The organism is Mesorhizobium sp. WSM4884, assembly GCF_029625675.1.
Lineage (GTDB): Bacteria > Pseudomonadota > Alphaproteobacteria > Rhizobiales > Rhizobiaceae > Mesorhizobium.
Genome location: NZ_JARTVO010000006.1, coordinates 203,260 through 216,936, shown reverse-complemented (window position 1 = coordinate 216,936; position 13,677 = coordinate 203,260). Strand labels below are relative to the sequence as shown.

Here is a 13,677-nt window from a genome sequence, read left to right as displayed (position 1 = left end):
GCGCAGCGGGGAGCGTAGCTGTTTCGGGGCTGCGACATGCATGAGAAAAGTGGTCCGAGCCCGCCTGCGCCCAATGACATCCGCCTTCGCAAGCTTCTCGACGATGCGCTGATCGCTCCGCATTGGCCGGACGGGTTCATCATGCGCCCCTTCGAGCATAGGGATGCGCAGGCTCTGCATGCGCTCTTGGAAGAGGCGTTCGACGACGGCGGAGAGGGTCCGTTCGACGATTGGTTGGAGCGTATCTCGGGCGATGCCGAGTTTGATCCCGATCTCTGCTTCCTGGTCATCGACGGCAAGGGCTTGCTGGCCGGCGCCGCGCTTTGCTGGACGTCCGGCTTCGTCAAGGATCTTGCGGTCCACCCGGGCTCCAGAAAACGCGGCATCGGCGAGGCGCTGATGCGGCATGTCTTCCTCGCCTTTCGGGACAGGGGCGCGATCCATGTCGACCTCAAGACCAACACGGTCAGGCACGCCGCCGCCTTCAGGCTTTATGAGCGGCTCGGCATGATCCCCGTCGGCTGGGAAGGTTAATGATTTTCCACCGACCACCGGCATTGTGAACCGCTTCACATAGGATGACGTTAGGGCATGCTAATGCGTCGTCGTGCCGGGCGGCCGATCGGCGGATCGACGCGGGCAAGGCGTCGGAGGAGGCTGTGCCGGCATGCGTCAGCCACTCCAAGGCGGGCTCCGGGGCGGCGGGTTTCGGAGCCCGCCCGCTTTGGTTTGAAATCCGCCCTTCCATCCAGCCAGATTGCATTCTTGCGCTTCGGTCAGCGGCCGAGACGCCGCCAATTCATGCCGAATAACTGATGTTGGAACCCAAAGCGGTGCTCCGCATTCAAGTGCTGGGTGGGCATCTGATGGCTGTCGGCGCGCGCAGTCTCGGCCGCCAGCCTCCAAAGGGAGGTCCACCGCCATGAAGCTTCTTCACGCATTTCTTGCGCTTGCGGCCGGCGCGATGTTCGCCGCGGTCCCAGCTCATGCGGTCGACCTGTCGATCGTGTCGGGCGACACCGGCGACGGCATCAAGGTGCTGCGCGAGATACTCGACCGCTACGAGAAGCAGAGCGGCAACAAGGTCAGCATCGTCGTTATGCCGCCGTCGACGACCGACCAGTTCGGCCAGTATAAGCTGTGGCTCGCCGCCGGAAACACCGACATCGACGTCTACCAGACCGACGTGATCTGGGCGCCGCAGCTCGCCAGCCAGCTCGTCGACCTGACCGACGCGACCAAGGACATCGTGGCCAAGCACTTCCCCTCGATCATCCAGTCGCAGACCGTCAACGGCAAGCTGGTCGCGCTGCCGATCTACACCGACGCGCCGGCGCTCTACTACCGCAAGGATCTGCTCGACAAATACGGCGCCAAGGTGCCGACCACCTGGAAGGAGTTGGCCGACACCGCGAAGCTGGTGATGGACAAGGAACGGGCCGCTGGCAATAAGGACATGTGGGGCTTCGTCTTCCAGGGCAATGCTTATGAGGGGCTGACCTGCGACGCGCTCGAATGGGTGATGTCGAATGGCGGCGGCCAGATCATCGATCCGGACGGCACGGTCTCCGTCAATAATCCAAAGGCGGCGGCCGCGCTCGACATGGTCAAGGGCTGGATCGGCACCATCTCGCCGCCTGGCGTGCTCGCCTACCAGGAAGAGGAAGCGCGCGGTGTCTGGCAGACCGGCAACGCCGTCTTCATGCGCAACTGGCCCTATGCCTATGCGCTCGGCAACGGCGGCGATTCACCCATCAAGGGCAAGTTCGACGTAGCGCCGCTGCCGGCGGGCGAGGGCGAAGGCGCGCGGCCGGTCGCGACGCTGGGCGGCTGGAACCTCGCGGTCTCCAAATATTCGAAAAACCCGGACGCGGCGATCGACATGGTCAAGTTCATCGCTTCGCCCGAGATGCAGAAATACCGGACACTGAAAAGATCGACCCTGCCGACCATCCAGGCACTCTATGACGATGCCGACATCGCCAAGGAGCAGCCGATCGTCCCACGCTGGAAAGAAGTATTCCTCAACGCGGCGCCGCGGCCCTCGGCGACGGTCAAGGTCAAGTACAACGAGGCGTCGAGCCAGTTCTGGACCGCCGTGCACAAGACCCTGTCCGGCGAAGGCAGCGCCTCCGACAATCTCGCCGATCTCGAAGTGACGCTGACCAAGCTGAAAGGCAGCGGCTGGTGACCGCGGCGCCGGCAGAAGCCGGCTCGGGCGTCCGCGGCGGCAAGACGAAACGGGCGCCGGAAGCAGTCGCCACCCGGCGTACGCGCTCACGGCTGATGGCGCAGCGCGTGCGCTCGGCCTGGCTGTTCCTCACGCCGATGCTTGCGGTGCTTGCCGCCGTCGCCGGCTGGCCGCTGATCCGCACCGTCTATTTCAGCTTCACCGACGCCTCGCTGTCGGACCTCGACGCCCGCCAATGGGTGGGCTTCGCCAATTACTTCTCGATGCTCAGCATGCCGAGCGGCCGCACCATCTATGACGGGCTGCTCGTCGATCCGGTGTGGTGGCGCGCCGTCTGGAACACCGTGCGCTTCACGGCGGTCTCGGTCACCTGCGAGACGATCCTGGGCATGATCGTCGCGCTTGTGCTCAACGCCGAGTTCCGTGGACGCGGCATCGTCAGGGCGGCGATCCTCATTCCCTGGGCGATCCCGACGATCGTCTCGGCAAAGATGTGGCAATGGATGCTCAACGACCAGTTCGGCATCATCAATGTCGTGCTGCTGAACCTCGGCCTGATCCATGCCAAGATCGCCTGGACCGCCAGCGCCGACACGGCGATGGTCGCCGTGCTGATCGTCGACATCTGGAAGACGACGCCGTTCATGGCGCTGCTGATCCTTGCCGCACTGCAGATGCTGCCGCGCGAGATCGTCGAGGTGGCAAAACTCGACGGCGCCAATCCGTGGCAGATCTTCTGGCGGGTGACCCTGCCGCTGATCCGCCCGGCGGTGATGGTGGCGGTGATCTTCCGCGCGCTCGATGCGCTGCGCATCTTCGACCTGATCTATGTGCTGACGCCCAACAACGTGCGGACCAAGTCGATGTCGGTGTTCGCGCGCGAGAACCTGTTCGAGTTCGACAAGTTCGCCTATGGCTCGGCCGCCTCGACGCTGCTGTTCCTGATCCTCGCGCTGCTCACCATTTCCTACATCCGCATCGCCCGGATAAGCCTGGACGGAGGCCGCTGATGGCACTGCTAAAGCGCACAGCCTTCTATCTGCTGGTGGCGGTAATCATCTTCATCGCGGTCTTCCCGTTCTACTATGCGATTGCCACCAGCCTGAAATCGGGAACGGAGCTCTTCGAGGCTAGCCTCTGGCCGCATACGATCAGCCTCGCCAACTACAGGAACGTGTTCACCGAAGGCACCTTCCTGCGCAATCTCGTGAACTCGCTGGTCGTCTCGGGCGCCGTCGTGCTGATCTCGCTGCTGCTCGGTGTCACTGCCGCCTATTCGCTGGCGCGCATTCGCTTTCGCGGCCGCTCGGCGCTGATGCTCGGCATCCTGTCGGTCTCGATGTTCCCGCAGGTGGCGGTGCTGGCCGGCCTGTTCGAGATGATCCGCTGGGCCGGCCTCTACAATTCGCTGATCGCGCTGATCTTCTCCTACATGATCTTCACCCTGCCGTTCACCGTCTGGGTGCTCACCACCTTCGTGCGCGACCTGCCGGTCGAGATCGAGGAAGCGGCGATCCTGGACGGCGCGACGCCCTGGATCATCATCACCCGCGTCTTCCTGCCGCTGATGTGGCCGGCCTTGGCGACGACGGGCATGCTCGCCTTCATCGGCGCCTGGAACGAGTTCCTGTTCGCGCTGACTTTCACTTCCAACAACGCGCAGCGCACCGTACCGGTGGCGATCGCGCTGCTTTCCGGCACCTCGCAGTTCGAGATCCCCTGGGGCAACATCATGGCCGCATCGGTGATCGTCACCGTGCCGCTGGTGGTGCTGGTGCTGATCTTCCAGCGCAAGATCGTCTCCGGTCTCACCGCCGGCGGCGTCAAGGGATAGGCGCAACAGAAAAGAAAGTGGCGGCGGCGGGCGCCAGAATGTCGGATGCAGCCGGCGCGACACGTCCTTCGGCCATAGTGCAACCCGCGCCGGGACGCCGGCGCGACGGCCAAGGAGAAAGCCATGATCACCTTTCCCAACGAATCCGCCAAATACCGCGCCGCCCGCGAGAAGCTCTTGCAAAAGGAAATCGAGCTGCGCCGCGCCATGGAAGCCGTGGCTGCGGCGAGGCGCGCGCTGCCGCCGGGCGGGCTGGTGTCGCGGGATTACGTCTTCGACGGGCTGGACGGCGAGGGCAGGGCGACGCGGGTCAGCCTGTCCGACCTGTTCCAGCCGGGCAAGGATACGCTGATCCTCTACCAGATGATGTTCCCGCGCCATCCGCAGGAAACGCGCGCGGTGGCGGCGAGCGGCGAGACGGCGAAGCTTGGCCGAGCGGACCAGCCATGCCCGTCCTGCACCGCGCTGCTCGACCAGTTCGACGGCGCGATCGGCCATCTTGAGGCGGCGGGCTTCAACTTCTCCGTGGTGGCCAAGACGGCGCTCGACAATCTGACGGCGCTCGCCCGCGACCGCGGCTGGAAGAACATGCGGCTCGTCTCCTCGGCCGGCAACAGCTTCAAGCGCGACTACAATTCCGAGACCAGCGACGGCGCGCAGATACCGCTGCTTTCGGTGTTCCACCGCAACAGTGACGGCATCCGCCATTTCTGGTCGTCGGAGCTTGGTTTCGCGCCGGCGGAGCCCGGCCAGGATCCGCGCGCCATCGGCACCTGCGAGATCCTGTGGAACCTGATGGATTTCACCCCGGAAGGCCGCCCAGACTGGCATGAGCAGCTGCAATATTCCGAACGCGCCGCCTAAGCATCCTGCCACTGACGGCAAGGGCGGGCGGTTCCGGCGGCCGGTCTTTCCAGGCAACCCCGACGCCGGTGCCGCGTTTGGGATGGCAGAGGGGCTGTTCCGGATCGGAGACTTCAGATGAGAACGCTTCTGCCCCTGGCCGCGATCGCGCTGCTTGCCGGCGCGCCGGCCGCCCTTGCCCAGTCGGACGACACCAGCCCGGACGCGGTCGGCCCGATGGTGACCGAGAACAAGGTCGACACCCAGACCTTCGCCGCCACCGTGCCCAACGCCAACGAATTCGAGATCCAGTCGAGCAAGCTGGCCGAGCAGAAGTCGGCGTCGGCCGACGTCAAGGCTTTCGCCGGCCAGATAATTGCCGACCACGCCAAGATCGGCGAGGATTTCAAGGCGGCGATGAGCCAGGGCCAGACGACCTCATCGATCAAGCCCTCCGATCCCGCGCTGCAGCCCAGGGAGCAGCAGATGCTCGGCGAATTGAAGAGCGCCAGCGGCAAGGATTTCGACCGGAAATACATCAAGATGCAGACCGACGCGCACAAGGATACGGTCGCGTTGTTCAGCACCTATGCGAAGTCGGGCGACGACCCGGCGATGAAGGAATTCGCCAAGAAGACGCTGCCGGTGCTGAAGATGCACGAGAAGCGTGTGAAGGAGCTGGCGGTGGCGCATCAGGGGTGAGGGGCAAATCCTTGCCTTCTCCCACAAGGGGAGAAGGGAAGGCGCCTTCACCCAAAATACTCCTGCAGCGGCCGAACCTCCAGGTTCCCCGCCCTCAGCGCAGCAATCGCCTCCGCCACCGCCGCCGCCCCCGAAAGCGTCGTGTAATACGGCACCTTTTGCATCAGTGTGGCTCTGCGCAGCGACTTCGAGTCCGACACCGCTTTCTGGCCGTCGGTGGTGTTGAAAACGATCTGGACCTGGCGGTTGCGGATGGCGTCCTCGATGTGGGGGCGGCCTTCGAGCACCTTGTTGATCTTTTCCGCCGTCACGCCGTTCTCGGCGAGGAAGCGAGCGGTGCCGGACGTGGCGAGGACCTTGAAGCCCTGGCCGGCGAGGCGTTTTACCGCCGGCAGGATGCCCTTCTTGTCCTCGTCGCGCACCGAGACGAACAGCGTGCCGGAACGGGGGAGATCGACACCGGCGCCCAGCTGGCTCTTGGCGAAGGCCAGCGCGAAGTCGCGGTCGAGGCCCATCACCTCGCCGGTGGAACGCATTTCCGGCCCGAGCAGGATGTCGACGCCGGGGAAGCGGGCGAAGGGGAAGACGGCTTCCTTGACCGCGATGTGGCCCGGACTGCGCGGATCGGGCATGGCGCCGTAATGGGCGAAGGCGTTCTCCAGCGTCTCGCCGGCCATGATGCGGGCCGCGATCTTGGCGATCGGGCGGCCGATGGTCTTGGCGACGAAGGGCACGGTGCGCGACGCGCGAGGGTTGACCTCCAGCACATAGACCGTGCCGTCCTTGATCGCGTATTGCACGTTCATCAGGCCGCCGACATTGAGCGCGCGAGCCAAGCTTGCTGTCTGCCGTTCCAGCTCGTCGACGAGGTCGGGGTGGAGCGAATGCACCGGCAGCGAGCAGGCGCTGTCGCCCGAATGGATGCCGGCCTCCTCGATATGCTCCAGGATGCCGGAGACGAAGGTCTCCTTGCCGTCGCACAGGCAGTCGACGTCGACCTCGGTGGCGCCGGTCAGATAGGTGTCGAACAGAAGCGGATTCTTGCCGAGCAGCGTGTTGATCTGGCCGGTCTTGTCGGCGGGGTATTTCTGCTTGATGTCCTCCGGCACCAGGCCGGGCACGGTGTCGAGCAGATAGGTCTGCAGCATGCCTTCGTTGTAGATGATCTGCATGGCGCGGCCGCCGAGCACATAGGATGGGCGCACCACCAGCGGGAAGCCGAGCTCGGCGGCGACGAGGCGGGCCTGCTCGACCGAATAGGCGATGCCGTTCTTCGGCTGGGTGAGGCCGAGCTTGTGCAAGAGCTTCTGGAAGCGGTCGCGGTCCTCGGCTAGGTCGATCATGTCGGGCGAGGTGCCGAGGATCGGGATGCCGGCCTTCTCCAAGGCGTCGGCGAGCTTCAGCGGCGTCTGGCCGCCGAACTGGACGATGACGCCGACGAGCTCGCCCGACGCCTGCTCGGCGCGCAGGATCTCCAGCACGTCCTCCGGCGTCAGCGGATCGAAATAGAGACGGTCGGAGGTGTCGTAGTCGGTCGAGACGGTCTCCGGGTTGCAGTTGACCATGATCGCCTCGAAGCCGGCGTCACGCAGCGCAAAGGCGGCATGGCAGCAGCAATAGTCGAACTCGATGCCCTGGCCGATGCGGTTGGGGCCGCCGCCGAGAATGACGACCTTCTTGCGCGACGACACCCGCGCCTCGTTGGCGAGCTCGCCGGCAAACGGCGTCTCGTAGGTCGAGTACATATAGGCGGTCGGCGAGGCGAACTCGGCGGCGCAGGTGTCGATGCGCTTATAAACCGGATGAACGCCGAGCTTTTCGCGAATGTTCTGAATCACTTCCGCGTCGGTCTTCGTCAGCGAGGCGAGGCGAGCGTCGGAGAAACCCATCGCCTTCAGCATGCGCAGATTGGCGGCGTCCCGCGGCAAGCCATGCTCGCGGATACGCTCTTCCATGGCGATGATGCCGGCGATCTGCTCGAGGAACCACGGGTCGATTTTGCACATGGCGTGCACGTCCTCGAGCGAGGTGCCCATGCGGATCGCCTGCGCCACCATGCGCAGCCGGTCTGGCGTCGGCGTGCCCAGCGCGGCGCGGATGGCGTTGCGGTCGTCGGCGCCGTCGGCGGAGCCGAGGCCGGGGATCTCGATCTCGTCGAGGCCGGTGAGGCCGGTTTCCAGTCCCCGCAGCGCCTTCTGCAGCGATTCCTGGAAGCTGCGGCCGATGGCCATCACCTCGCCCACCGACTTCATGGCGGTGGTCAGCACCGGCTCGGCGCCGGGGAATTTCTCGAAGGCGAAGCGCGGGATCTTCGTCACCACATAGTCGATCGACGGTTCGAAGGAAGCCGGCGTCGCGCCGCCGGTGATGTCGTTCTCCAACTCGTCCAGCGTGTAGCCGACGGCGAGTTTTGCCGCGACCTTGGCGATCGGGAAGCCGGTCGCCTTCGAGGCAAGGGCGGAGGAGCGCGAGACGCGGGGGTTCATCTCGATCACCACCAGGCGGCCGTCGGCCGGGTTGACGGCGAACTGCACGTTGGAGCCGCCGGTCTCGACGCCGATCTCGCGCAGCACCGCGATCGAGGCGTTGCGCATCATCTGATATTCTTTGTCGGTGAGCGTCAGGGCAGGGGCCACGGTGATGGAATCGCCGGTGTGCACGCCCATCGGATCGAGGTTCTCGATCGAGCAGATGATGATGCAGTTGTCCGCCTTGTCGCGGACGACCTCCATCTCATACTCCTTCCAGCCGAGCACGCTCTCCTCGATCAGCACCTCGGTGGTGGGCGAGGCGTCGAGGCCGGACTGCACGATGTCGTAGAATTCGGCGCGGTTGTAGGCGATGCCGCCGCCGGTGCCGCCCATGGTGAAGGAGGGGCGGATGATCGCCGGCAGGCCGACATGGTCGAGCGCCTGGGCGGCGATCGCCATGGCGTGGCTGATATAGCGCTGCTTGCGGTCGCCTTCGCCGAGGTTCCAGCGCGTCTCCAGCGCGTCGAGCGCGGCGTCGAGGTTTTCGGGGTGCTCCGCCTTCAGCGCGGCGCGCTCGGCCTCGTGGATCTTGCGGTCGGCGTCCTTGACCTCGGTAGCGTTGGCCAGCATCGAGCGCGGCGTCTCCAGGCCGATCTTGCTCATCGCCTGGCGGAACAGCGCGCGGTCCTCGGCCTTGTCGATGGCCGCGGCGTCGGCGCCGATCATCTCTACTTGATAGCGGTCGAGCACGCCCATGCGGCGCAGCGACAGCGCCGTGTTCAGCGCCGTCTGGCCGCCCATGGTTGGCAGAAGCGCATCGGGGCGCTCCTTGGCGATGATCTTGGCCACCACTTCGGGCGTGATCGGCTCGATATAGGTGGCGTCGGCCAGCTCCGGGTCGGTCATGATGGTAGCCGGATTGGAGTTGACCAGGATGACGCGGAACCCTTCCTCTTTCAGCGCCTTGCAGGCCTGGGTGCCGGAATAGTCGAATTCGCATGCCTGGCCGATAACGATGGGGCCGGCCCCGATGATCAGGATCGACTTGATGTCGGTGCGTCTTGGCATAGGCAGTTGGTTCCGTTCGGCGAGCGGCTTGCACGAAAAACCGGGCGGGGGGAGGACCCGGCCGGTTGTGCTTGCGATTCTGGTATCAGGCTAGGAGGGCCTTATAGGGAAGAGTTTTGGCGGATGTAACCCCGAAAATGAGAGGAGCAGGGGAGTAAGGGAATAGAGGGGAGTAAGGGAATAGGGCAGTAGGGCAGTAGGGCAGTAGGGCAGTAGCCATTCTTTCCCTACTCCCTTACTCCCCTATTTCCTTACTCCCCTAATGCCAGCGCGTCGGTGATCTCGAACCGCTCGGAAACGCCGACGCGGATCATGTTCAAGCTGCCTTCGCGCGTGTAGCGGAATTTATCCGGCGAGTCCGAACCGGCGGGCATGCCGCCATGGAAGTTGATGACGCGCGTGCCGCCGTCGGGCCAGGTTACGGTCACGGCGCTGTCGCCATCCGTACGCGCGACGCTCACCTCGCAACGGGTCATCGGCTGGCCGATGCGGCGCGCGCAGGGAATGCCGCCGGCGGCATCGGGGGCAGGAGTGTCGGATTCTTCGGCTGACGACGCCGAGGCCGCGAAGGCGAGACGATAGGCGTCCTGCATGGCGGTCACGCTGATGTCGGCCGCGGATGGCGGCTCGGCCGGCTCGCTGCCGCCCAGGCGCGACGCGATGTCCGGCTGCTCCTCGGAGGGCTGAGGCGCGGCGGCCTCAGTCGCCGGGACGGCGGCATCTTCCGGCGCAGGGGCCGGGTTGTTGGGGCTGAGATAGCGGGCGGGCGCCCATCCGGTGATGTGCGCGTCCTGCGTATCCTCGACCTTGCACCAGGGATAGTTGCTGACGAGCTTGCAGCCGTAGTTCTTCACGGCCGCGCCGTTCGGCAGGCGCGCCTCCACCTTTCCGCCCGGGGAAGCGGTGGCGCGGATGTTGAGGAGATCGTCGGGCGCGAGGCCGCCGACGATCGAAATGATCGCCGCCGGCGCCTCCTCAGCCAAAGCCGGCATGGCGGCCAGCAGCAAAGGAGCGGCGATCAGCAATGTCGATCGGAGCGTGACTTTGCGCTTCATTCTTCGGCCACGGGCAATGCAATTGTCAGGCGCGACCAGAATCGGCGCGCCCACCTCAAGCCACGGCGTTTTTAGGGGAGGTTGCCGTCGCATGTCATCTCCAAAATGGACGCGTCGGCCTGGCCGCTCGGTTGGGTGAGAGCTTCGCTTAGGCCAGCACGTTGCCATGGATGTCGGCGAGAACGGCAATGCGCATCAGGCGTCGATTTCGGTGTCGGCGGCGCCGACTGCGGGAAGTGCCTTGTCCTCGCCGGCAGCCGCGATCACGCTGTCGAGCAGGCCGGGGAAGCGTCTGTCGAGGTCGTCGCGGCGCAGCGTGATCAGCCGGCTGGTGCCGACCGCTTCGGTGCGGGTCACGCCCGCCTCGCGCAGCTTGGCGAGGTGGTAGCTGAGGTTGGTCTTGGAGGCGAGGTCGAGGAACTTGCCGCAGTTCATCGGCACGCCTTCCTTGCTGGCGAGATAGCGTACGATGGCAAGCCTGGTCGGGTCGCCGAGCACGGCAAGCACGATCGGCAGGCTGATCTGATCGGCGGTCGGGTGGGGCAAGGTCATGTCGCAGAATTAAGCACAAACTGAAACAACTTCAACGCGTCTCCTCCTCCTGCCGGTTTGCACGGTCTTTCGGTTTTTTGTTGGTCCTGACACAGGGCTGTCAGCAGGGGTCGGTTATTTTCCCCTGGCTCGGTTGACATCATGCCCGTTTATGTCCAATTGTTCAATAACTTTTGAACTAAGGACATCCCCATGGACAAGCGGATCTATTGGCTGGCGCTCGGATCGTTCGCGATCTCGACCGAAGGCTTCGTCATCTCCAGCCTTCTTCCCGATATCGCCGCGGATGCCGGCATTTCCGTTCCGATCGCCGGATCGCTGATCACCGCCTTCGCGCTCGCCTATGCGATCGGCGCGCCGATCCTGGCGACGCTGACAGGCGAGTGGGACCGGCGGCGCGTCATCCTGTGGACGCTGGTCTTCTTCGTCATCGGCAATCTGGTCGCGGCGGTGAGCTCGTCCTTCGAATTGCTGCTGATCGCGCGCATCGTCATGGCGCTCTCGTCCGGCCTGTTCGCGGCGACCGCGCAAGGTACGGCCGTGGCGCTGGTCGACGACCATCACCGGGCGCGTGCGATTGCCGTCGTCGTCGGTGGCACCACGGTGGCGGTCGCGGTCGGCGCGCCGCTCGGGGCGCTGGTGGCGGCGATCGCCGGCTGGCGCGGCACATTCTTCGCCATCGCCGGACTCGGCGCTCTTGCCGGCGCGATCCTGTGGTGGCGGCTGCCGCGCGGCATCATCGGCACCAGGCTGCCGCTGAAACGCCGGCTGGCGGCCGCGGTCCGTCCCGGCGTGTTGCCGATCCTGGTGACCACCGTGCTGGCGCTGGTCGGCGCCTTCACCGTCTTTGCCTTCATCGCGCCTCTCGCCATCGAGGGCGGCGGTCTCAGCCCGCTTGCATTGCCCGGCATGCTGCTCGCCTTCGGCATCGGCGCAGTCATCGGCAACATTGCCGGCGGCCAGGCCGCCGACCGTTTCGGCGCGCCGCGCACCGTCTGCTGGTCGCTGGCGCTTTCCGCGGCGATGCTCGTCACCTTCTCGCTGATCCCGACCTTCCTGCCGCATTCGATCGCCGGGCCGGCGCTGATGGGCATGATGGTGCCGTGGGGCATCGTCGGCTGGGCCTTTCCGCCGGCGCAGGCGAGCCGCATCATCAAAATAGCGCCCGACGCCGCCCCGATCGTACTCTCGCTCAATGCCTCGGCGCTCTATTTCGGCGTCGCGCTGGGCGCCGTGGTCGGCGGTGCTGTGCTGCGCTTCGGCGCGCCGGCCGATCTCGGCCTGATCGCGGCGATGTTCCCGATCATGGGATTGGGCGTCGTGCTCGCCGGCCGCGCGTTCGCCCGTCCGGTCGCCATGCCGGCAGAATAGGCTCGGCCAAAACGCTAGAGCGGTTCACCGTTTCACGGAAACGCTGAACCGCTCTAACTCTTCGTTTTTACGCAATTCCGGGCGGAAAACCGATCACACTTTTCCTGGAATTGCTCTAAGAACTCACCGACGGCCGCTTCTTCAGATGGAAGGAGCGGCCGCTGCCAACTCGAGATCCAGCGCGGCCACTTCGTCCAGCGTTGCGCGCAGCTTCGCGGCCCGTTCCGCGCCGACCATATCCTCGAATTGCCGCTGGGCGGCGCTCCACAGCTTGATCGCCTCGTCGAGCTTGGTCTGGCCCTGCGGCGTCAGCCGCACGCGCTTGATGCGGCGGTCGTCCTTGTCGGCAAAAGTCTCGACATAGCCATCGCGGATCAGCGGCTTCAGCGTGTGGCCAAGCGCCGACAGATCCATGATCAGCTCTTCGGCAATAGCGCCCATCGCCGGCTCGCCGCCGGCATGGATCTGGAAGAGCAGGCCAAACTGCGTTCCCTTCAGTCCCGAAGGCGCCAGCGCGTCATCGTAGAAGCGGCCGAGCCTGCGGGCGGCGCGCCGCAAGGTGGCGTTGTTGCAACGGCTGAATCCGGGCTGCTGAGCTTCGGTCATGTCCACTCCTTGCCGGCGCGAAGGTGCGCCGACCTGCCGCAAAAATAGTTTTCGCGACCGCCGTTGACAAGATAGTGGCATATACCTACTTCCGTAAAAGTGGCATATGCCACTAATTGGATGCAGGCTCGGCGGCTGAGGTGTCCATCGACGCCGAACATGAGCGAACAGGACGAAAGGAATGACGATGAGCAAGAGCGAAAACAAGGGCACGGCCGTGATCACCGGCGCCTCCTCGGGCATCGGCGCGGTCTATGCCGATAGGCTGGCTGGGCAGGGCTACGATCTGGTGCTGGTGGCACGGCGCGCCGACCGGCTGCAGGAAGTGGCGGACCGGCTGGCTTATGCCTATGGCCGCAAGGTCAGGACGATCGTAGCCGATCTCTCCGCAGACGCCGATCTGCGCCGGGTCGAGCAGGCGATCAGCGCGGACGAGAGCGTGACGCTGCTGATCAACAATGCCGGCATGGGCGGCATCGAGACGGTGGCGACAGCCGATGCCGACGCGGCCGAGCGCATGATCAAGGTCAATGTCGTGGCGCTGACCAGGCTGACGCGCGCGGTGCTGCCGGGGCTGCTTGCGCGCAACCGCGGCGCCATCGTCAACATCGCCTCGGTCGTCGCCTATGGCATCGCCGTCGGCGGCATCTACAGCGGCACCAAGGCCTATGTCGTCAACTTCACCGAAGCGCTGCAGAAGGAGGTCGCCGGCACCAATGTGCGGGCGCAGGTCGTCCTGCCCGGGCCGATCCGCACCGAATTCTGGGACGTCTCCGGGATCAGCCTCGACCGGATCAATCAGGACTGGGTGATGAGCGCCGACGACCTGGTCGATGCGGCGCTTGCCGGGTTCGCCCAGGGCGAAACCGTTACCGCGCCGGGGCTGGCCGATCCGGCCGGGTTGGACACCTATCTCGGCGCGCGGGACCAGTTCTACGGCAGCCTGTTCGCCGGCAAGCCGGCGGCGCGTTACGCCGTATAGTC

General features: G+C 65.3%; 12 protein-coding genes. 8 read left to right on the top strand and 4 right to left on the bottom strand.

Annotated features, from left to right (window positions below; all coding sequences use genetic code 11):
• Positions 1 to 36: 36 nt before the first annotated feature.
• The 6 genes from P9236_RS12255 (at position 37) to P9236_RS12230 (ending at position 5,570) form a co-directional block, all read left to right on the top strand.
• Positions 37 to 534 carry an N-acetyltransferase gene (locus P9236_RS12255; RefSeq protein WP_278074876.1) on the top strand — a complete coding sequence of 166 codons (498 nt, stop codon included), beginning with the start codon at positions 37 to 39 and terminating at the stop codon, positions 532 to 534.
• A 388-nt stretch (positions 535 to 922) separates the two neighbouring features.
• Entirely contained in the window at positions 923 to 2,191 is a 1,269-nt protein-coding gene (locus tag P9236_RS12250) for an ABC transporter substrate-binding protein (RefSeq protein WP_278074875.1), read from the top strand.
• A 95-nt stretch (positions 2,192 to 2,286) separates the two neighbouring features.
• Positions 2,287 to 3,201 (top strand): sugar ABC transporter permease, encoded by a 915-nt coding sequence (locus P9236_RS12245; RefSeq protein WP_278075003.1) that lies wholly within the window; start codon positions 2,287 to 2,289, stop codon positions 3,199 to 3,201.
• Positions 3,201 to 4,025, top strand: coding sequence for a carbohydrate ABC transporter permease (locus tag P9236_RS12240; protein WP_278074874.1), 825 nt, complete (start codon positions 3,201 to 3,203; stop codon positions 4,023 to 4,025). Before P9236_RS12245 ends, P9236_RS12240 begins: the two co-directional genes overlap by 1 nt.
• A gap of 123 nt (positions 4,026 to 4,148) precedes the next feature.
• On the top strand, positions 4,149 to 4,889 hold the full coding sequence (locus P9236_RS12235; RefSeq protein WP_278074873.1) for a DUF899 family protein: 741 nt from the start codon (positions 4,149 to 4,151) through the stop codon (positions 4,887 to 4,889).
• A 117-nt stretch (positions 4,890 to 5,006) separates the two neighbouring features.
• On the top strand, positions 5,007 to 5,570 hold the full coding sequence (locus P9236_RS12230) for a DUF4142 domain-containing protein (protein ID WP_278074872.1): 564 nt from the start codon (positions 5,007 to 5,009) through the stop codon (positions 5,568 to 5,570).
• 47 nt (positions 5,571 to 5,617) lie between these two features.
• On the opposite strand, the gene carB is transcribed toward P9236_RS12230, so the two are convergent.
• The 3 genes from carB to P9236_RS12215 form a co-directional block, all read right to left on the bottom strand.
• Positions 5,618 to 9,109 carry a carbamoyl-phosphate synthase large subunit gene (gene carB, locus P9236_RS12225; protein WP_278074871.1) on the bottom strand — a complete coding sequence of 1,164 codons (3,492 nt, stop codon included), beginning with the start codon at positions 9,107 to 9,109 and terminating at the stop codon, positions 5,618 to 5,620.
• A 251-nt stretch (positions 9,110 to 9,360) separates the two neighbouring features.
• Positions 9,361 to 10,164 carry an SH3 domain-containing protein gene (locus P9236_RS12220; RefSeq protein ID WP_278074870.1) on the bottom strand — a complete coding sequence of 268 codons (804 nt, stop codon included), beginning with the start codon at positions 10,162 to 10,164 and terminating at the stop codon, positions 9,361 to 9,363.
• 195 nt (positions 10,165 to 10,359) lie between these two features.
• Positions 10,360 to 10,716: a helix-turn-helix transcriptional regulator gene (locus P9236_RS12215; RefSeq protein WP_278074869.1), complete on the bottom strand. Its 357-nt coding sequence runs from the start codon at positions 10,714 to 10,716 to the stop codon at positions 10,360 to 10,362.
• A gap of 192 nt (positions 10,717 to 10,908) precedes the next feature.
• Here P9236_RS12215 and P9236_RS12210 point away from each other — a divergent pair, with 192 nt between their 5' ends.
• Positions 10,909 to 12,087 carry an MFS transporter gene (locus tag P9236_RS12210; RefSeq protein WP_278074868.1) on the top strand — a complete coding sequence of 393 codons (1,179 nt, stop codon included), beginning with the start codon at positions 10,909 to 10,911 and terminating at the stop codon, positions 12,085 to 12,087.
• Between the two features lie 141 nt (positions 12,088 to 12,228).
• On the opposite strand, the gene P9236_RS12205 is transcribed toward P9236_RS12210, so the two are convergent.
• Complete coding sequence (locus tag P9236_RS12205; RefSeq protein ID WP_278074867.1) at positions 12,229 to 12,693, bottom strand: MarR family winged helix-turn-helix transcriptional regulator; 465 nt, start codon at positions 12,691 to 12,693, stop codon at positions 12,229 to 12,231.
• 187 nt (positions 12,694 to 12,880) lie between these two features.
• Here P9236_RS12205 and P9236_RS12200 point away from each other — a divergent pair, with 187 nt between their 5' ends.
• A complete protein-coding gene (locus P9236_RS12200) occupies positions 12,881 to 13,675 on the top strand; it encodes an SDR family oxidoreductase (RefSeq protein ID WP_278074866.1) in 795 nt (264 codons plus the stop codon).
• The last annotated feature ends 2 nt before the right edge of the window (positions 13,676 to 13,677 follow it).

Excerpts from the sequence above, each read along its gene's own strand:
- P9236_RS12200 (WP_278074866.1), top strand. The coding sequence starts at position 12,881 with ATGAGCAAGAGCGAAAACAAGGGCACGGCCGTGATCACCGGCGCCTCC.
- P9236_RS12215 (WP_278074869.1), bottom strand. The coding sequence starts at position 10,716 with ATGACCTTGCCCCACCCGACCGCCGATCAGATCAGCCTGCCGATCGTG.
- P9236_RS12220 (WP_278074870.1), bottom strand. The coding sequence starts at position 10,164 with ATGAAGCGCAAAGTCACGCTCCGATCGACATTGCTGATCGCCGCTCCT.
- P9236_RS12250 (WP_278074875.1), top strand. The coding sequence starts at position 923 with ATGAAGCTTCTTCACGCATTTCTTGCGCTTGCGGCCGGCGCGATGTTC.
- P9236_RS12235 (WP_278074873.1), top strand. The coding sequence starts at position 4,149 with ATGATCACCTTTCCCAACGAATCCGCCAAATACCGCGCCGCCCGCGAG.
- P9236_RS12230 (WP_278074872.1), top strand. The coding sequence starts at position 5,007 with ATGAGAACGCTTCTGCCCCTGGCCGCGATCGCGCTGCTTGCCGGCGCG.
- P9236_RS12255 (WP_278074876.1), top strand. The coding sequence starts at position 37 with ATGCATGAGAAAAGTGGTCCGAGCCCGCCTGCGCCCAATGACATCCGC.
- carB (WP_278074871.1), bottom strand. The coding sequence starts at position 9,109 with ATGCCAAGACGCACCGACATCAAGTCGATCCTGATCATCGGGGCCGGC.
- P9236_RS12205 (WP_278074867.1), bottom strand. The coding sequence starts at position 12,693 with ATGACCGAAGCTCAGCAGCCCGGATTCAGCCGTTGCAACAACGCCACC.
- P9236_RS12245 (WP_278075003.1), top strand. The coding sequence starts at position 2,287 with ATGGCGCAGCGCGTGCGCTCGGCCTGGCTGTTCCTCACGCCGATGCTT.
- P9236_RS12240 (WP_278074874.1), top strand. The coding sequence starts at position 3,201 with ATGGCACTGCTAAAGCGCACAGCCTTCTATCTGCTGGTGGCGGTAATC.
- P9236_RS12210 (WP_278074868.1), top strand. The coding sequence starts at position 10,909 with ATGGACAAGCGGATCTATTGGCTGGCGCTCGGATCGTTCGCGATCTCG.